Source organism: Solirhodobacter sp., from assembly GCF_964715405.1.
On sequence record NZ_CBAICG010000015.1, the window covers coordinates 17,369 to 34,240 of the forward strand.

Annotated in this window: 17 protein-coding genes; 8 read left to right on the plus strand and 9 right to left on the minus strand. The window is 69.8% G+C overall.

The window, feature by feature from the left end; translation table 11 throughout:
• Positions 1–10 precede the first annotated feature (10 nt).
• Genes phnK through phnL form a run of 3 tightly spaced genes read left to right on the plus strand, consistent with a single transcriptional unit; the run spans position 11 to position 2,446 of the window.
• Positions 11–781, plus strand: coding sequence for a phosphonate C-P lyase system protein PhnK (phnK, locus tag AC11WY_RS08750; protein WP_482924516.1), 771 nt, complete (start codon positions 11–13; stop codon positions 779–781).
• A gap of 4 nt (positions 782–785) precedes the next feature.
• Positions 786–1,745, plus strand: a complete 960-nt coding sequence (locus tag AC11WY_RS08755; protein ID WP_482924518.1) for a magnesium transporter CorA family protein — start codon at positions 786–788, stop codon at positions 1,743–1,745.
• Positions 1,746–1,756: 11 nt separating this feature from the next.
• Positions 1,757–2,446 carry a phosphonate C-P lyase system protein PhnL gene (gene phnL, locus AC11WY_RS08760; RefSeq protein WP_482924520.1) on the plus strand — a complete coding sequence of 230 codons (690 nt, stop codon included), beginning with the start codon at positions 1,757–1,759 and terminating at the stop codon, positions 2,444–2,446.
• A gap of 20 nt (positions 2,447–2,466) precedes the next feature.
• On the opposite strand, the gene AC11WY_RS08765 is transcribed toward phnL, so the two are convergent.
• Positions 2,467–2,853 (minus strand): hypothetical protein, encoded by a 387-nt coding sequence (locus tag AC11WY_RS08765; RefSeq protein WP_482924522.1) that lies wholly within the window; start codon positions 2,851–2,853, stop codon positions 2,467–2,469.
• 155 nt (positions 2,854–3,008) lie between these two features.
• Here AC11WY_RS08765 and phnN point away from each other — a divergent pair, with 155 nt between their 5' ends.
• Complete coding sequence (gene phnN, locus AC11WY_RS08770) at positions 3,009–3,551, plus strand: phosphonate metabolism protein/1,5-bisphosphokinase (PRPP-forming) PhnN (protein ID WP_482924524.1); 543 nt, start codon at positions 3,009–3,011, stop codon at positions 3,549–3,551.
• Here the strand turns inward: phnN and AC11WY_RS08775 are convergent.
• Positions 3,533–4,222: a DUF1045 domain-containing protein gene (locus AC11WY_RS08775; protein ID WP_482924526.1), complete on the minus strand. Its 690-nt coding sequence runs from the start codon at positions 4,220–4,222 to the stop codon at positions 3,533–3,535. The two genes, phnN and AC11WY_RS08775, sit on opposite strands and share 19 nt — an antisense overlap.
• Before the next feature lie 79 nt (positions 4,223–4,301).
• Between AC11WY_RS08775 and AC11WY_RS08780 the strand changes: the two genes are divergently transcribed.
• Together AC11WY_RS08780 and AC11WY_RS08785 are read left to right on the plus strand one after the other, a co-directional pair.
• Positions 4,302–5,441, plus strand: coding sequence for an alpha-D-ribose 1-methylphosphonate 5-triphosphate diphosphatase (locus AC11WY_RS08780; RefSeq protein ID WP_482924528.1), 1,140 nt, complete (start codon positions 4,302–4,304; stop codon positions 5,439–5,441).
• Positions 5,442–5,493: 52 nt separating this feature from the next.
• On the plus strand, positions 5,494–6,420 hold the full coding sequence (locus AC11WY_RS08785) for a PHP domain-containing protein (protein ID WP_482924530.1): 927 nt from the start codon (positions 5,494–5,496) through the stop codon (positions 6,418–6,420).
• Between the two features lie 91 nt (positions 6,421–6,511).
• On the opposite strand, the gene AC11WY_RS08790 is transcribed toward AC11WY_RS08785, so the two are convergent.
• The 7 genes from AC11WY_RS08790 to hutI all read right to left on the minus strand — a co-directional run bounded on the left by AC11WY_RS08790 (position 6,512) and on the right by hutI (position 14,622).
• The gene (locus AC11WY_RS08790) at positions 6,512–6,958 is read right to left on the minus strand and encodes a hypothetical protein (RefSeq protein ID WP_482924532.1); all 447 of its coding nucleotides are present in this window, start codon (positions 6,956–6,958) and stop codon (positions 6,512–6,514) included.
• Positions 6,959–7,184: 226 nt separating this feature from the next.
• Complete coding sequence (locus tag AC11WY_RS08795; protein ID WP_482924534.1) at positions 7,185–7,838, minus strand: flavin reductase family protein; 654 nt, start codon at positions 7,836–7,838, stop codon at positions 7,185–7,187.
• A 96-nt stretch (positions 7,839–7,934) separates the two neighbouring features.
• Positions 7,935–9,620: a urocanate hydratase gene (gene hutU / locus AC11WY_RS08800; RefSeq protein WP_482924536.1), complete on the minus strand. Its 1,686-nt coding sequence runs from the start codon at positions 9,618–9,620 to the stop codon at positions 7,935–7,937.
• Between the two features lie 9 nt (positions 9,621–9,629).
• Positions 9,630–10,769, minus strand: coding sequence for an acyl-CoA dehydrogenase family protein (locus AC11WY_RS08805; protein WP_482924538.1), 1,140 nt, complete (start codon positions 10,767–10,769; stop codon positions 9,630–9,632).
• A complete protein-coding gene (locus tag AC11WY_RS08810) occupies positions 10,762–11,907 on the minus strand; it encodes a CaiB/BaiF CoA transferase family protein (RefSeq protein WP_482924540.1) in 1,146 nt (381 codons plus the stop codon). The genes AC11WY_RS08805 and AC11WY_RS08810 overlap by 8 nt, the downstream gene beginning before the upstream one ends.
• The gene (gene hutH, locus AC11WY_RS08815; protein ID WP_482924542.1) at positions 11,904–13,439 is read right to left on the minus strand and encodes a histidine ammonia-lyase; all 1,536 of its coding nucleotides are present in this window, start codon (positions 13,437–13,439) and stop codon (positions 11,904–11,906) included. Before hutH ends, AC11WY_RS08810 begins: the two co-directional genes overlap by 4 nt.
• Positions 13,429–14,622 carry an imidazolonepropionase gene (hutI, locus tag AC11WY_RS08820; protein WP_482924544.1) on the minus strand — a complete coding sequence of 398 codons (1,194 nt, stop codon included), beginning with the start codon at positions 14,620–14,622 and terminating at the stop codon, positions 13,429–13,431. The genes hutH and hutI overlap by 11 nt, the downstream gene beginning before the upstream one ends.
• Positions 14,623–14,694: 72 nt before the next feature.
• Here hutI and AC11WY_RS08825 point away from each other — a divergent pair, with 72 nt between their 5' ends.
• A complete protein-coding gene (locus AC11WY_RS08825; RefSeq protein ID WP_482924546.1) occupies positions 14,695–16,059 on the plus strand; it encodes a formimidoylglutamate deiminase in 1,365 nt (454 codons plus the stop codon).
• Complete coding sequence (locus AC11WY_RS08830) at positions 16,056–16,751, plus strand: GntR family transcriptional regulator (RefSeq protein WP_482924548.1); 696 nt, start codon at positions 16,056–16,058, stop codon at positions 16,749–16,751. The genes AC11WY_RS08825 and AC11WY_RS08830 overlap by 4 nt, the downstream gene beginning before the upstream one ends.
• Positions 16,752–16,872: the final 121 nt, after the last annotated feature.

Below are 16,872 nucleotides of genomic sequence, written 5' to 3' on the forward strand. Positions count from 1 at the left end.
GAGACGAGGGATGACACCGCTGTTGCAGGTTCGCGGCTTGACGAAACGCTACGGCGCGCGGATCGGCTGCGCTGATGTCGGCTTCGACCTCTGGCCGGGCGAGGTGATGGGGATCGTCGGCGAAAGCGGGTCGGGGAAATCGACGCTGCTGAACTGCCTTGCGGGCCATCTGGCGCCTGACGAAGGCCGCGTGATCTTCGACACCCGCGCCGACGGCCCGCGCGACACGGTGACGATGGCGGAACCGGAGCGGCGGATGCTGGGCCGCACCGACTGGGCCTTTGTGCACCAGAACCCGCGCGACGGGCTGCGGATGAGCGTCAGCGCGGGCGGCAACGTGGGCGAGCGGCTGATGGCGGTGGGCGCGCGCAACTATGGCGGCATCCGCAGCGCGGCGCTGGACTGGCTCGACCGGGTCGAGATCGCGGCGGACCGGATCGACGACCGCCCCTCGGCCTTTTCGGGCGGCATGCAGCAGCGCTTGCAGATCGCGCGCAACCTTGTCACCGGGCCGCGGCTGGTGTTCATGGATGAACCGACCGGGGGCCTTGACGTCAGCGTGCAGGCGCGGCTGCTGGACCTGTTGCGCGGGCTGGTGCGGCGGATGGGGCTGTCGGCGGTCATCGTGACGCATGATCTGGCGGTGGTGCGGCTGCTGGCCGACCGGCTGATGGTGATGAAATCCGGCCTTGTGGTTGAAAGCGGGCTGACCGATCAGGTGCTGGACGACCCGCAACACGCCTATACTCAGCTTCTGGTGTCCTCGGTCTTGCAGGTGTGATGCGATGCTTCAGGCTTTTCGTCCGAACGGCCACGGTCTGATCCGCCTCGACCCCGGGGCGTCGTTGGATGATGCGCTGTGGATCGACCTGATGAACCCGACCGAGACCGAGGTGGCCGAGGTCGCGCGCTTCGGGCTGACCGTGCCGACGCTGGCCGAGATGGAAGAGATCGAGATCTCGAACCGGCTTTACCGTGAGGAGGGCGCCGATTACCTGACGGTGGTGCTGCCGGGATCTTCCGACACAGAGATCGCGATCTCGGTGCCGGTGACGTTCATCCTGCAACACCAGCGGCTGGTGACGGTGCGCCACCACACGCCGCGCCCGTTCGAAACCTACCCGGCGCGGGCCGAAAAGGCGACCGCGGGCTGCGCCTCGCCCGAGCGGATCTTGCTGGGGCTGACGGAAGAGATCGTGGCGCGTCAGGCTGACATCCTGGAAGGAATCGGCCACGCGCTCGACCGGGTGACGCGCGACGTGTTCGGCGGCAAGGCGGGGCAGAACCCCGAGTTGCTGCAACTGGCATTGGAGCAGACCGGGCGGCAGGGCGACCTGCTGGGCCGGGTGCGGCTGGGCATCCTGACGCTGGAACGCGCGATGAGCTATTTCGGCCAGACCCTCGCGGCCCGGCACGAAGGCGACACGCTGGGCGCGGTGGTCAAGGGCCAGATGCGCGACATGCAGGCGCTGGAAGTGCACGCCGATTTCCTGTCGTCGCGTGTCGGTCTGGCGGTCGATGCGACGCTGGGGATGGTGAACCTGGCGCAGAACGTGACGGTGCGGATCGTCTCGGTGGTGGCGGTGCTGTTCCTGCCGCCGACCCTGATCGCCTCGATCTACGGCATGAACTTCGCCCATATGCCGGAGTTGGCGACCGCCTGGGGCTATCCGGTTGCGCTGGTGCTGATGGTCGCCTCGGCGCTGGGGACGTATCTCTTCTTCAAGTGGCGGCACTGGCTTTAGGAGTCCTTGCGATGATCGAGATCAGAGACCTGCACAAGGCCTTTACCCTGCACAATCAGGGCGGCACGGTGATCCCGGTGATGGCGGGGGCAAGCCTCACGGTGGCGCCCGGCGAGTGCGTCGCGTTGGTCGGTGCCTCGGGGGCGGGCAAGTCGACGCTGATGCGGATGATCTGGGGCAATTATCTGGCGCAGGCGGGCAGTATCCGCGTCGGCGACCTCGATGTCGCCCGCGCCGAACCGCGCGAGATCCTGCAGCTTCGGCGCGACACGCTGGGCTATGTCAGCCAGTTCCTGCGCGTCGTGCCGCGGGTGCCCACCGTCGATGTCGTGGCCGAACCGCTGCTGACGCTGGGCGTCGATCCGTCAGTAGCGCGCACCCGCGCCGAGGCGCTGCTGACGCGGCTGGCGATCCCGGAACGGCTCTGGTCGCTGTCGCCCACCACGTTTTCGGGCGGCGAGCAGCAGCGGGTGAACATCGCGCGCGGCTTTGCGCACGCCTACCCGGCGCTGCTGCTGGACGAGCCGACCGCCAGCCTTGATGCGAAGAACCGCGAGACCGTGCTCGGCCTGATCGAAGAGGCCAAGGCCCGCGGCGCCGCAATCGTCGGCATCTTCCATGACGAGGCCGCACGCGCCCGCGTAGCGGATCGCGAGGTGGATGTGTCGGCCTTTACTCCCGCCGCAGGTGGGGCCGCATGATGTCAAGCCGCCGCTCGGCCCTACGACTTGCTGACGTAGTCATTCCAGACCGCCAGGATTTCCAGAAACCCGTAGGGCGTGATGTTGACCGGCGGCACGGCCAGCCCAGCCCGGCGCGCGATATCGGCCGAAAAGCTGACGCAATCCTTCACCGACAGCACATAGGTCGCCCCGGTATAGTCCCGCGTCACCTTGGTCAGCGCGCTGCGCAGCCGCCCCTCGTCCACCTCGAAGGTGATCTGATGGTTGATGAAGGCGGTTCGGTCCGAGGTATCGACAATCCCCGCGCCCGCCGGGGCGCGATGCTGCTTGGGCTTGAAACCGGCCCAGACCGTGCTGGAGGAAAAGGTGCAGCGGCAGGCGGAATGGAACATTCCCGTTTCGCTGATGATCATCAATTGCGCCACAGCATCCCTCCGCAACTCAAATTCGACCGGCCCGGCAAACAACCCCGCATCGGCGTCGGGGTCCGCAAATCAATGACTTCGGCGCCAATGGTGCGACCCCCGCAGGCCCCTGTCAATGCGCAATTGCCCGCAGCCGTCGTGCAGGAGGGCGGCTGATGGCCGGGCGTATCTTCGCTGTGGTGGGCCCGTCCGGGGCGGGCAAGGATACGCTGATCGCGGCGGCCTGGGCCGCGCGACCCGGCCTGCATGTCGCGCGCCGTGTCATCACGCGGCCGCAGGAGGCCGGGGGCGAGCCCTTCGAGGGCGTCACGTCCGAAGAGTTCGCGCGCCGCAAGACGGCCGGAGATTTTGCCCTCGACTGGGAGGCGCACGGACTTTGCTACGGCATCCCGGCCGACATCGACCGCGCGCTGAGCCAGGGCCGCGACGTGATCTTCAACGGCTCGCGCGCCATGCTGGGCACCGCCTGGGAACACTATCCCAGCCTGGGCGTGATCCACGTCACCGCCTCGGTGCCGGTGCTGGCGGAACGGCTGGCCGCCCGGGGCCGCGAGACCCGCGACGAGATCGCGCGGCGGCTGGCGCGGGCAAGCTACGAAATCCCCTACGGCATCCCGATTCGCGTGGTCGAGAACAACGGGCCGCTGGATCAGGCCGTCGCCGCCTTCCTCGCCGCGCTTCAGCCGGAAAGGGTGTAGCGGTGCAGGATGCGGAACCGCCCGTCGGCGGCTTGCCCGAACAGGCAAAGCTGATCGACCACGAAGGGGCGGGGCAGCAGCGGCGCGATCACCGGGGCCAGCGCGGCCTCGACCTGATGCGCCTCGTCGGGTGGCAGGTCGCCGGTGAGGGTCAGGTGAAACCGGAACTCGTCCAGCACATAGGGATAGCCCCATCGGTCCAGCAGGTCGCGCTGGCGCGGGCTCATCCGCTCGGGGCGGCGGCGGGCGATCTCGGCGGCATCGGGGGGCGCGCGGAAGCCGTCGAGCCCGGTCACCACCGCGGCGGCGAGGGTGGCCAGCGCGCTGGCATCCCCCTCGGGCGTCAGTGCCAGAAACCCGCCCAGCCGGTGCAGCGCCAGACCGTTCAGCGTGACGGGCGCCAGCCGTGCGGCCAGTTCGATGGCGGCACGGTGCAGCGCCTCGGCATCCTGCCCGACGGCCAGCCGGAACGGCGGCTTGAGCGTGCCGTGAAAGCCATACTTGCGCGGCGTCTCGGTCAGGCCCGCCACGTCACGGGGCAGGCCCGGCACCCAGGGGTGCGCAACGTCGCGCGCCGTCGCGGCGTCCCAGCCCAGCCAGCGGGCGGCGAAATCGGCCAGTGCCCCCGGCGGCGGCGCATAGTAGATGGCGTAGCGATCGTATCCGGTCATGCGCCCCTCTTCCTCAGGCTCGCGTCACAGCCCGGTGACGCTGGCCCCCGATACCGCGCGGATCAACAAGGAACCACTCATGTCTGAGACGATTCTGGCCAACGCCACGCTCATTCTGCCGCAGGGCATGCTGCGGGGCAGCCTGCGCATCGTCGACGGCCACATCGCCGAGATCATCGAGGGCGCCGGGGTGCCGCAGGACGCGCTCGATTGCGCAGGCGACCTGATCGCGCCGGGACTGATCGAACTGCACACCGACAACCTCGAACGCCACATCGAGCCACGGCCCAAGGTCGACTGGCCGCACGCCGCCGCCATCATCGCGCATGACGCGGAACTGGCCGGGGTGGGGATCACCACGGTGTTCGACGCGCTGCGGGTGGGCTCGATCCAGAAACGCGACAACAGTTACAAGCGCTATGCCCGCCCGCTCGCGTCGGAGATTCTGGAGCTGCGGGCGCAGGGCGCGCTGCGCATCAGCCACTTTTTGCACCTGCGCGCCGAAGTCTGTTCCGAAACGCTGGTCGATGAACTGGCCGAGTTCGGGCCCGCCGACCGGGTCGGCATCGTCAGCCTGATGGACCACACCCCCGGCCAGCGCCAGTTCCGCGACGTCGAAAAGCTGCGCGCCTATGTGCAGGGCAAGCGCGGCTATTCCGAGCAGGATTTCCAGGACCATGTCGCCAACCTCAAGGCGCTGCGCGACGAATTCGGCGCGCTGCACGAGGCCATGGCGGTGGCCGAGGCGGCGCGCTTTGGCGCCGTGCTGGCCAGCCACGACGACACTGACGTGGACCATGTGACCGCTTCGGCCGCCTACGGCATCCGGCTGGCCGAGTTTCCCACCACGGTTGAGGCGGCGCAGGCCTGCCACGCGCACGGCATCGCGGTGATGATGGGCGCGCCGAACCTGATCCGCGGCGGCTCGCATTCCGGCAATGTCGCCGCCGAGGATCTGGCGCGGATGGGCCTGCTGGATATCGTGTCGTCGGACTATGTGCCCTCGGCGCTGCTGACGGCCGCCTTCCGGCTGGGCGAGATCTGGGGCGACCTGCCGCGCGGGATCGCCACCGTCACCGCCGCCCCCGCTGCTGCCGCCGGCCTGACCGACCGCGGCCGCATCGCACCCGGCCAGCGCGCCGACCTGATCCGCATCCGCCGCGTCGGCGACACGCCGGTGGTGCGCGCCACCTGGGTGCTGGGCGCCCGCGTCGCCTGACCCTTGCCGCCGCCCGCGCGATCCCCCAGATTGCCCGCCAAAGGAGCCCTCCATGACCGAACAGCTTGATGCCTTCACCGCCCCCGGCCGCTTCTGGCGCGGCAACCTGCACACCCATTCGACCAATTCCGATGGCGTCTTGGCACCGGAAGAGGTCTGCCGCCGCTACCGCGCCGAGGGATATGACTTCCTCGCGCTGACCGACCATTTCATCGGGCTTTACAAATACCCGATCACCGACACCACGCCCTATCGCGGCAACGGCTTCACCACGATCCTGGGTGCCGAACTGCATTCCGGCCCGACGCTGAACGGCGAGCTGTGGCACATCCTCGCGGTCGGCCTGCCCGCCGATTTCGCCCCCGGCAACGCGCCGCATTTCTACCCGGTCGAGGGCATGGAAACCGGCCCCGAGATCGCCGCGCGCGCGGTGGCGGCGGGCGCCTTCGTCGCCATCGCGCACCCGCAGTGGTCGGGCCTGACGCTGGCCGACGCGCGCACCATCACCGCCGCCCACGCGGTGGAGATCTACAACCACGGCTGCGCCGAGGGCTGCGACCGCGCCGACGGTTTCGCCATCGCCGACCTGCTGCTGTCCGAGGGGCGCCACCTGAGCCTTTGCGCCACCGACGACGCGCATTTCTCGGAACCCGACCATTTCGGCGGCTGGGTGATGGTGAAGGCGCAGGAGAACACGCCCGAGGCGCTGCTGGCGGCGCTGAAGGCGGGGCATTACTATTCCTCGCAGGGGCCGGAACTGCGCGGGGTGACCTTCGACAAGAAGGGCGTCGATGTCGAGTGCTCGGCGGTGCGCTCGGTCATCGTGCAGGGTTATGGTCAGGGCGCCAAGGCGGTGCATGGCAATTCGATGACCAAGGCACGAGTGCCGCTGGACCGTCTGGGCACCTCGCCTTGGTTCCGCGTGACCCTGATCGACCACGCCGGGCGGCGCGCCTGGTCGCAGCCCTACTGGCGCTGAGCCGGGCGGGGGAGCATCAGAGCCTTTAACGGCTGGGAAATCGGCACACCGAAACAGCCCCGGTTTCGCGCCGCTGACGGGCCCCGGCAGGTCAGGACTTCTTGAACGTCAGAGTGCAGGCGGGCCCGGTTCCAAGGCGGATGCCGGTCCCGGTGCGATCCTGAAACCGGGCGTCGATGTCGTAGTGGTAGACCGCGCCCGAAGAAACGCGCTTCTTCGCGATATAGGCGGCATCGCCCGTAACGCCGTCCATCGACAGGCGGGCCGTGCCGTCGGGGGCGATGGGGCCGTGCAGGGTGCCCGAGTTTGGCGTGTCAACCGTGCCGTGCTGAAGCTTCAGACTGCCGCCCGCGATGGCGCCGACAAGCTGCCAAGTATATCCCAAGGCCTTGCCGGGCGTGTCAGGGCAAACCAGTTGCGCCGTCCAGTTGCCATCGAAGGTCGCGGCGCCAGAGGCGCCCCCGGCCGGGCCCGGCCCCGCACCGATTGCCCCCAGCACGATCGCCGCCACCGCCAGAAGACCCGTTTCGCGCGTCATCTTTCCCCCGTTCGACCGTCAGCCAGGAAAAGCTGCGCCGCAGGCCCTGTTCCGGCAACTCACGATGTTGCGAGCGGGCGACCGGGCGATGCCGGGGCGCCCGCACCGCCCGGCAGGTGATCCCCGCGCCCCCCTCTCTTTCGGTCCTGAAATATCCTCGGGGGGAGCGCCGGAGGCGCCGGGGGGCAGACGGCCCCCCGTGCCCGCCGCAGGCCGCCGCCCGCTTTCAGGCCTTGCCTTCCAGCCCGTCCGCCGCCATCCCCGAGGCGTTCGGGATGCGCATCTCGAACACTTCGGTGACGCTGGTGTAGTCGTGATAGCCCAGCCGGGCGAGCGGGCGGATGCGCAGGATGTCGAGCTTGCCCTCGGGCGTCAGCACCTCGTCCTTGACGTGGATTCGCATCACCTCGCCATAGACGACCTCGACCCAGCCGTGGCTGGAATTGCCGCGCAGGCGGTGGGTGGACAGGTAGCGGCACTCGAACTGCGCCGGGCTTTCGGCGACGCGCGGGCCGGGCGCGTCGATCGAGGGCGCCTTGGTGACCCCCGCCTTCTCGAACTCGTCCACCCCGTCGGGCCATTCCATCGAACTGATGTTGACCGCCTCGCGCAGGTCGTAGGTGGCCATGTTCCAGACGAACCAGCCGGTCTGTTCGGCGTTCAGCACGGAATGCTTGCGGCGGCCGTCGGAATACTGGTTGGCGGCGAACATCACCATCGGCGGATCGAAGGTCAGGTTCTGGAACTGGCTGTAGGGCGCGAGGTTGGCCACGCCGGTGGTCGACACGGTGGAAATCCAGCCGATCGGCCGCGGCACGGTGCAGGACTTGAAGGGCGCGAAGGGCAGCGGGCAGGGCTCGCGGCCGGGGGCGTAATGCATGGGGCGGCTCCTTGTGGCGGCGGAAGCGGGGGTTTCACACCCCCGCACCCCCGTGGGATATTTGGGCCAATGCGAAAGGGAAAGGGCCCCTTGCCGTCAGTTCCCCAGAATGCCCGGCAGGCGAAGCCCGTGATCGCGGGCGCAATCGAGCGCGATCGGGTAGCCCGCGTCGGCGTGGCGCATTACGCCGGTGGCCGGGTCGTTCCAGAGCACGCGCGCCAGCCGCCGGGCGGCGTCGTCGGTGCCGTCGGCGACCACCACCATGCCGGAGTGCTGGCTGTAGCCCATGCCGACACCGCCGCCGTGGTGGATCGAGACCCAGGTGGCGCCCGACGCGCAGTTCAACAGCGCGTTCAGCAGCGGCCAGTCGGAGACGGCGTCGGAGCCGTCCTTCATGGCTTCGGTCTCGCGGTTGGGCGAGGCGACGGAGCCTGAGTCGAGGTGGTCGCGGCCGATCACCACCGGGGCCTTGAGTTCACCCTTGCGGACCATCTCGTTGAACATCAGGCCGGCCTTGTGGCGCTCGCCCAGACCGATCCAGCAGATGCGCGCAGGCAGGCCCTGAAACGCGATGCGTTCACGCGCCATGTCGAGCCAGCGGTGCAGGTCGGCGTTGTCGGGGAAGAGCTTCTTCATCGCCGCGTCGGTCCGGTAGATGTCCTCGGGGTCGCCCGACAGCGCGGCCCAGCGGAACGGACCGATGCCGCGGCAGAACAGCGGGCGGATGTAGGCGGGCACGAAGCCGGGAAAGGCGAAGGCGTTTTCCAGCCCCTCGTCCTGCGCGACCTGACGGATGTTGTTGCCGTAGTCGAGCGTGGGGACGCCCGCGTTCCAGAAATCGACCATCGCGGCGACATGGGTCTTCATGCTGGCGCGGGCGGCACGTTCGACCGCCTTGGGGTCGGTTTCCTGACGCGCGCGCCATTCGGCAACGCCCCAGCCCAGCGGCAGATAGCCGTGCAGCGGGTCGTGGGCCGAGGTCTGGTCGGTGACGATGTCGGGGCGGGGGCCGCCCGCCTTCATGCGGCGCACCAGTTCGGGGAAGACGTCGGCGGCATTGCCGACAAGGCCGACCGATTTCGCCTCGCCCGCCGCCGTCCAGTCGCCGATCAGCGCCAGCGCCTCGTCGAGCGTGTGGGCCTTGGCGTCGAGGTAGCGGGTGCGGATGCGGAAATCGATCCGCGTCTCGTCGCATTCGACGGCCAGGCAGCAGGCCCCCGCCATCACTGCCGCCAGCGGCTGCGCGCCGCCCATCCCGCCCAGGCCGCCGGTGAGGATCCATCGCCCCGTCAGGTTGCCGCCGTAGTGCTGGCGGCCCGCTTCGGCGAAAGTCTCGTAGGTGCCCTGCACGATGCCCTGGGTGCCGATGTAGATCCACGACCCGGCGGTCATCTGGCCATACATCGCCAGACCCTTTTTATCGAGTTCGTTGAAATGGTCCCAGGTCGCCCAGTGCGGCACCAGGTTGGAGTTGGCGATCAGCACGCGGGGCGCATCCTTGTGGGTGCGGAACACGCCGACCGGCTTGCCGGACTGGACCAGCAGCGTCTCGTCCTCCTCCAGCGTCTTCAGCGTCGCGACGATGCGGTCGAAATCCTCCCAGGTGCGGGCGGCGCGGCCGATGCCGCCGTAGACCACCAGCTCGTGCGGGTTTTCGGCCACGTCGGGATGCAGGTTGTTCATCAGCATCCGCATCGGCGCCTCGGTCAGCCAGCTTTTGGCGGTGATCGTGGTGCCGGTGGCGGGGTAGACGTCGCGGGTGTTGTGGCGCGGGTTGGTCATGGCGTGCTCCTAGGCCAGCAGATGGGCGGCGATGATGGTGCGTTGGATCTCGGACGAGCCCTCGTAGATGCGCATGATGCGGCAATCGCGGGCAAGGCGTTCAAGCGGAAGGTCACGGGTGTAGCCATAGCCGCCGTGCAGTTGCAGCGCGCCGTCGGTGACGCGGTGCGCCATTTCCGAGGCGGTGAGTTTGGCCATGCTGGCGGCTTCGGAAAAACGCAGGCCCAGTTGGCGCTGCCGCGCGGCCTCCAGCGCCAGCAGGCGGGCGGCGCGCAGGTCGGTGGCCATATCGGCCAGTTGCCAGCGGATGCCCTGCCGTGCGGCCAGCGGCTCGCCGCCGATGATGCGGGTCTTGGCCCAGCCCACCGCCAGGTTCAGCGCGGCCTGCGCGATGCCGATGCACATGGCGGCGACCTCGACGCGGCCGTTGTCCAGCACCTTCATCGCGGTCTTGAAGCCGGTGCCCTCGGCGCCAAGGCGGTTTTCGGCGGGGATCAGGCAATCAAACGCCAACTCCCACACGTGGCCGCCCTTGAGGCCCATCGTGCGCTCGGCGCGGCCGGGGGTGAAGCCGGGAGTGCCCTTGTCGACCACGAAAGCCGAGATGCCGCGGTGCCCGGCGGCGGGGTCGGTCACGGCGTAGACCACGACAAAATCGGCCACGCCGCCGTTCGAGATGAAGCATTTGGCGCCGCGCAGGCGGTAATGGTCGCCCTCCCGCGTGGCGCGGGTCTTCATGTCGGCGGGGTCCGAGCCTGCGTTGCGCTCGGTCAGCGCAAAGGCCCCCAGGGTGCGGCCCTCGGCGGCGGCGGGCAGATAGCGGGCGCGCGCCGCGTCGGTGCCGCCGATCAGCACCGAGTCGGTGGCAAGGTAGTGCGCCGTCAGCGCCGAAACGGTGGAGCCGCAGGCCCCCGCCACGATCTCGACCGCCTTGAGCAGCGCCTGCGCCGAGATGCCGGGGCCGAAGGGCTCGGGCAGATTGGCGCCCATGATCCCGGTTTCGGCCAGCGCGGCCAGTTGAGCGTGAACGAAGGCCCCGCTTTCATCGGTGTCGGCGGCCTTGGGTGCGATCTCGGCGGCGCAGAAGCGGGCGAGCATGTCGGCAAAGGCGTGCTCTTCCGCGCTGAGCATCGGGAACAGGTCAATCATGGGACAATCCGAGACGGGCAAGAATGGCGGGGCCGTCGGCGCCAAGGGCCGGGGCGCTGGTGGTGGCGAGGGGCTTTTCCCCGTCGAAACGGACCGGCTGGCCCACCGTCGGGGCCCGGCCCAGCGTGGCGTGCGGCAACGCGGCGACCAGCCCGCGCGCCTGCGCATGGGGCGAGGCCGCGGCCTGCGCCAGCGTCTGCACCTCGGCGGTCGGAATGCCCGCAGCGGCGAGCGCGGCCACCACCGCGGCGGCGGGCTGCGGGCGGCTCCACCCTTCGATCATCGCCCGGACCAGCGGTTCATGCGCGGTGCGCTGCGCGTCGCTGGCAAAGCGCACGTCGGTGGCGGCGGCGGGCTGGCCGATCAGGGCGCAGAGCGCCTGCCACTGCCGGTCGCCCAGCACGGCGATCACCGCCTGGGCATCGGCGCAGGCGAAGCAGCCGAACGGGGTGGACAGCGGGTGACGGTTGCCGACCCGCGCGGGCGCGCGGTCCGCGTAGAATTGCAGCGCGTGGCTGGTCGGCAGCAGCGAAAAGAGCGCGTCGAACATCGCCACGTCGATCGTGCTGCCCTCGCCGGTGGTCGCGCGCCGGTGCAGCGCCGCGAGGATCGCCCAACTGGCGTAAAGCCCCGCCATCAGGTCGCCGTAGCTTTCACCGACCTTCAGCGGCGCGCCGCCCTCTTCGCCGGTCGCGGCCATCAGGCCCGACATCGCCTGCGCCACAAGGTCATAGGCCGGCAGGTGCGCCGCCGGCCCGGTCTGCCCGAAACCCGAGATCGAGGCGTAGATCAGCGCGGGCTTCTCGGCCCGCAGGCTCTCGGCGCCCAGGCCGAGGCGGGCGGCCACGCCGGGGCGGAAGTTCTCGACCACGACGTCGCATTTCAGCGCGACCGCGCGGGCCAGCGCCTGCGCCGCGGGGTCTTTCAGGTCCAGAACCAGCGACTCCTTGCCCCGGTTCATCAGGGTGAAAAGCGCGCTTTCCCCCTGCACGAAGGGGCCGATGTGGCGGTAATCGTCGCCCTGCGGCGGCTCCAGCTTGATGACCTCGGCGCCCAGATCGGCCAGCAGCGCGGTGCAGAACGGCCCTGCCAGCACGCGGGTCAGATCGAGGATGCGCAGGTCGGCAAGCGGTTTCACGCCAGCACCGGCAGCGGGCTTGCCGCGGCGCGGGCCAGTTCGCCCGAGGCGACGAGGCGGGCGGCAGCGGCGATGTCGGGGGCAAGGTAGCGATCCGGCCCCAGCGTCGGCACATCCTGGCGCAGCCGCGCGACCACGCGGGCGAGCGGGGCCGAGGTGGCCAGCGGCGTGCGGAACTCCACCCCCTGCGCGGCACAAAGCGCCTCGACACCCAGAATGATGGTGAGGTTGGCGACCATCGGCGACAGGCGGCGGGCGCCGTGGGCGGCCATGCTGACGTGATCCTCCTGATTGGCGGAGGTGGGGGTGCTGTCGGTCACGGTCGGATGGGCAAGGTGCTTGTTCTCGCTCATCAGCGCGGCGGTGGTGACTTCGGCGATCATCAGGCCGGAGTTCAGCCCCGGCTCGGGCGTCAGGAACGGCGGCAGGTCGAAGCTGAGCGTCGGGTCGACCATCAGCGCCACCCGGCGCTGCGCGATGGCGCCGATTTCACTGATCGCCAGCGCCGTCATGTCGGCGGCGAAGCCCACCGGCTCGGCGTGGAAGTTGCCGCCCGAGACGATCAGGCCCGCACCGGTCAGCACCAGCGGGTTGTCGGTGGCGGCGTTCGCCTCGATTTCCAGCGTGCGGGCTGCCATCCGCAGAACGTCCATCGCGGCGCCGGTCACCTGCGGCTGGCAGCGGATGCAGTAAGGGTCCTGCACACGGGTGTCGCCCTCGCGGTGGCTTTCGCGTATTTCGGAGCCGTCGAGCAGGGCGCGCATGACTTGGGCCGCCTCGATCTGCCCGGCGTGGCCGCGCAGGGCGTGAATCTCGGGGTGCAGGGGCGCGGTGGAGCCCATGATTGCGTCGGTCGAGAGGGCCGAGGTGACCAGCGCGGATTGCGCGGCATTCCAGGCGCCGAACAGCCCGACCAGCGCCCAGGCGGTGGAAAACTGGGTGCCGTTGATGAAGGCGAGGCCCTCTTTCGGGCCGAGCGGGATCGGGGTGAGGCCGACGCTGGCGAGGGCTTCGGCACCGGGCATCACCTTGCCGCCCACTTCGGCCTCGCCCGCGCCGATCAGCACGGCGGTCATGTGGGCGAGCGGGGCGAGGTCGCCGGAGGCGCCGACTGAACCCTGCGACGGCACGACGGGGGTGACGCCGTGCGCCAGCATCGCCTCCAGCAGTTCGATCAGCGACCAGCGCACGCCCGAGGCGCCGCGCCCGAGGCTGAGGAGCTTCAGCGCCATCATCAGCCGGGTGACGGCGGTCGGGCAGGGCTCGCCCACGCCGCAGCAGTGCGACAGGATCAGGTTGCGTTGCAGGGTGGCGGTGTCCTTCGGCGCGATCTTCAGGCTGGCCAGTTTGCCAAAGCCGGTGTTGACGCCGTAGACGGCTGCCCCGCCCGCCGCAGCGGCGGCGATGGCGGCGGCGGCGGCTTCCACCTGCGGGCGGCAGGCGCGATCCAGCCGGGCGGGGGCGCCCGTGCGCCAGAGCCGTTCGAGTTGTGCCAAGGGGGTGGCGCCGGGGGTGAGGGTTTCAGGCGTCAAGGCGGCCTCCGATGATGCGGGAATGAAGCGGCGTGGCGCCGATGCGGTAGGAAAGTTCGGCGGGGTGCCCGGCCTCCCAGACCGCCAGATCGGCGCGCAGACCGGGGGCGATGCGGCCCCGGTCGGTCAGCCCGAGCGCGCGGGCGGCATGGGCGGTGGCGCCCAGCAGCGCCTCTTGCGGTGTCAGGCGGAAAAGCGTGCAGGCCATGTTCATCGCGAGGCAAAGCGAGGTCATCGGCGCGGTGCCGGGGTTGCAGTCGGTCGCCACCGCCATCGCCACGCCCGCCCTGCGCAGCACGTCGATCGGCGGCAGCTTGGTCTCGCGCAGCGTGTAGAAGGCGCCGGGCAGGATCACGGCGACGGTTCCGGCCGCGGCCATCTCCTGCGCGCCCGCCTCGTCGAGGTATTCCAGATGGTCCGCCGACAGCGCGCCATAGCGCGCCGCCAGGGCCGCCCCGTGCAGGTTGGACAACTGTTCGGCGTGCAGCTTCACCGGCAGCCCCAGCGCCCTGGCTTCGTCGAACACCCGCGCAATCTGGGCCGGGGAAAATGCGATGCCCTCGCAGAACCCGTCCACCGCGTCCACCAGCCCCTCGGCATGTGCCGCGCGCAGGGCGGGGATCGCCTGCTCGGTCAGGTAGGCGTCGGCGCGGCCTTTGTAGTCGGGCGGGATGGCATGGGCGCCAAGGAAGCTCGTCAGCACCGTCACGTCGCGCATCTGCCCGATCCGGCGGGCGACGCGCAGCATCCGCAGTTCCGTCTCGATATCCAGCCCGTAGCCCGACTTGATCTCGATCGTGCCGACGCCCTCTGCCCGCATCTGGTCGATGCGCGACAGCGCCTGCGCCAGCAGGTCATCCTCCGATGCCGCGCGGGTGGCGGCGACGGTGGAAACGATGCCGCCCCCAGCCCGCGCCACCTCCTCGTAGCTTGCCCCGTTCAGCCGCATCTCGAACTCGCGCGCGCGGTGGCCGCCGAAGACGGCATGGGTGTGGCAGTCGATCAGCGCGGGGGTGATCAGACGGCCGCCCATGTCGCGGCGCGCAGCTTTCGTCACGGGCATGTCGGCCTCGGGCCCGGCCCAGAGGATGCGCCCACCGTCGATGACGACCGCGCCGCCCGCGATCAGGCCATAGCCGCCGGTCATCGCCGCCAGCACCGCATTGCCGAGAATCATCGCCATGAGGCTTGCCTTATGTCTGCATGTTTGTGTATTATGTCTGCACATAATAATCCCTGTCAAGCGGAGTCCCCGATGCGCACCGTCCTTCATGCCGATCAGGCGCTGCTTCCCACGGGCTGGGCGCGCGACGTGGTGGTGGAGGTCGCGGACGGCCGCATCACCGCCGTGACGCCGAACGCGGCGCCTGCGGGCAACCGCGTCGCGGTGCTGCTTCCGGCGCTGGTGAACCTGCATTCCCACGCCTTTCAGCGCGCGATGGCCGGGCTGACCGAGCGGCGCGGGCGCGACCCGAGGGACAGTTTCTGGACCTGGCGGCACCTGATGTACCGCTTCCTCGACCGCCTGACGCCCGAGGATGTCGAGGCCATCACCGCCTTCGTGCAGATGGAGATGCTGGAGGCGGGCTACGCGGCGGTGGCCGAGTTCCACTATCTGCACCATCAGCCGGGCGGCGCCCCCTATGCCAGCCTCGCCGAAATGTCGGAGCGGATCGCGGCAGCGGCGGCGGTCACCGGGATCGGCCTGACGCTGCTGCCGGTGCTTTACCAGCAGGGCGGCTGCGATGGTCGCGCGCTCGGGCCGGGGCAGGCGCGGTTCGGCAATGACATCAGCCAGTTCGCGGCCCTTCTTGAGGGGGCGGCGGCGGCGCTGAAGGGCTTGCCGGGCGATGCCATCCTCGGCCTTGCACCGCATTCGCTGCGCGCCGTCAGCCGGGACGGGCTGGCCGCGGCGGCGCAGATGCGACCCGGCGCGCCGATCCACCTGCACCTCGCCGAGCAGGTCGCCGAGGTTGAGGAGGTCACCGCCGCCTATGGCGCGCGGCCAACGGAATGGTTGCTGGCCCATGCACAGGTCGATCCGCGCTGGTGCCTGATCCACTGCACCCAGATGACCCCGGCCGAAACCCTGGCCCTCGCCGCGACCGGCGCCGTGGCCGGTCTTTGCCCGATCACCGAGGCGAGCCTGGGCGACGGCATCTTCGACGGTGTGCGCTTCGTGCAGGCGGGCGGCCGGTTCGGCATCGGGTCCGACAGCAACATCCGCATCGCGCTGGCCGAGGAACTGCGCAGCCTAGAATATTCGCAGCGCCTACGCGACCGTGGCCGGGCGATGCTGGCGACGGCGGAAAAGTCAACCGGCCGCGCGCTTTACGAGGGCGCGGTGCAGGGCGGCGCGCAGGCGGGCGGGCGGGCTGCGGGCGCCATCGCGCCGGGGCTCTGGGCCGATCTGGTGGCGCTGGACACCACCCATGTCGATCTTGACGGGCGGCACGGCGATGACCTCCTCGACGCCTGGATCTTCGCGGGGGATGACCGCCTGGTGGCCGATGTCTGGGCCGCCGGGCGCCACCTTGTGCACGACGGGCGCCACGCGCATCACGACACCCTCACCGGCCGCTATCGCGCCACCCTCGCGCGGCTCAGGGCGCAGTTGTGACCGCCCCGCAGGGATGGGAGGAGATTCGCGCCGAAGTCCTGCGCCGCATCCAGCGCCGTGACTGGGTGCCGGGGGCCACGATCCCGACCGAGGAACAACTGGCCGCCGAGTTCGGCTGCGCCCGCGCGACGGTCAACCGTGCCCTGCGCGAACTGGCCGGGGCGGGCGTGCTGGAGCGTCGGCGCAAGGCGGGAACCCGCGTCGCCACCCATCCGGTGCGCAAGGCGACATTGGATATTCCCGTTACAAGACTGGAGGTTGAGGGGCGCGGTCAACGTTACGATTTCCGCCTGCTGGACAGCACCGAGGCGGTGCCGCCGCCGACGGTGGCGATGCGCCTTGGCCTCGCCCCCGGCGCGCGGCTGCAACACCTGCGCACGCTGCACTTCGCCGACGGCAAACCGTTCCTGTCCGAGGATCGCTGGCTCAACCCCGCCGCCTTGCCCGAGGGATTGCCGGAAGATCTCCACGCCGTCAGCATCAACGAATGGCTCGTGAAGACCGTCGCCTATACCTATGGCGACATTGCCTTTTCCGCCGAAACCGCAACGCCGGACGAGGCCGCCCTGCTGGGCATCGCGCCGGGGGCCGCGCTCTTCATCACCGAACGCACGACCTGGGCCGGGGACGAGCCGATCACCTCGGTCCGCCTCGCGTATGCTCCCGGCTACCGGTTGCAGACCGTGGTTTGAAAAGCGGCAGCAAGGCGCGGAAAAGGCTGGGAAATCGGCATACCGAAAAAGCACCGATTTCGCACCGAAACCGCACTCAATCTTCTTGGTGAAAATACTCTCGGGGGGCCGGGGGGCAGAC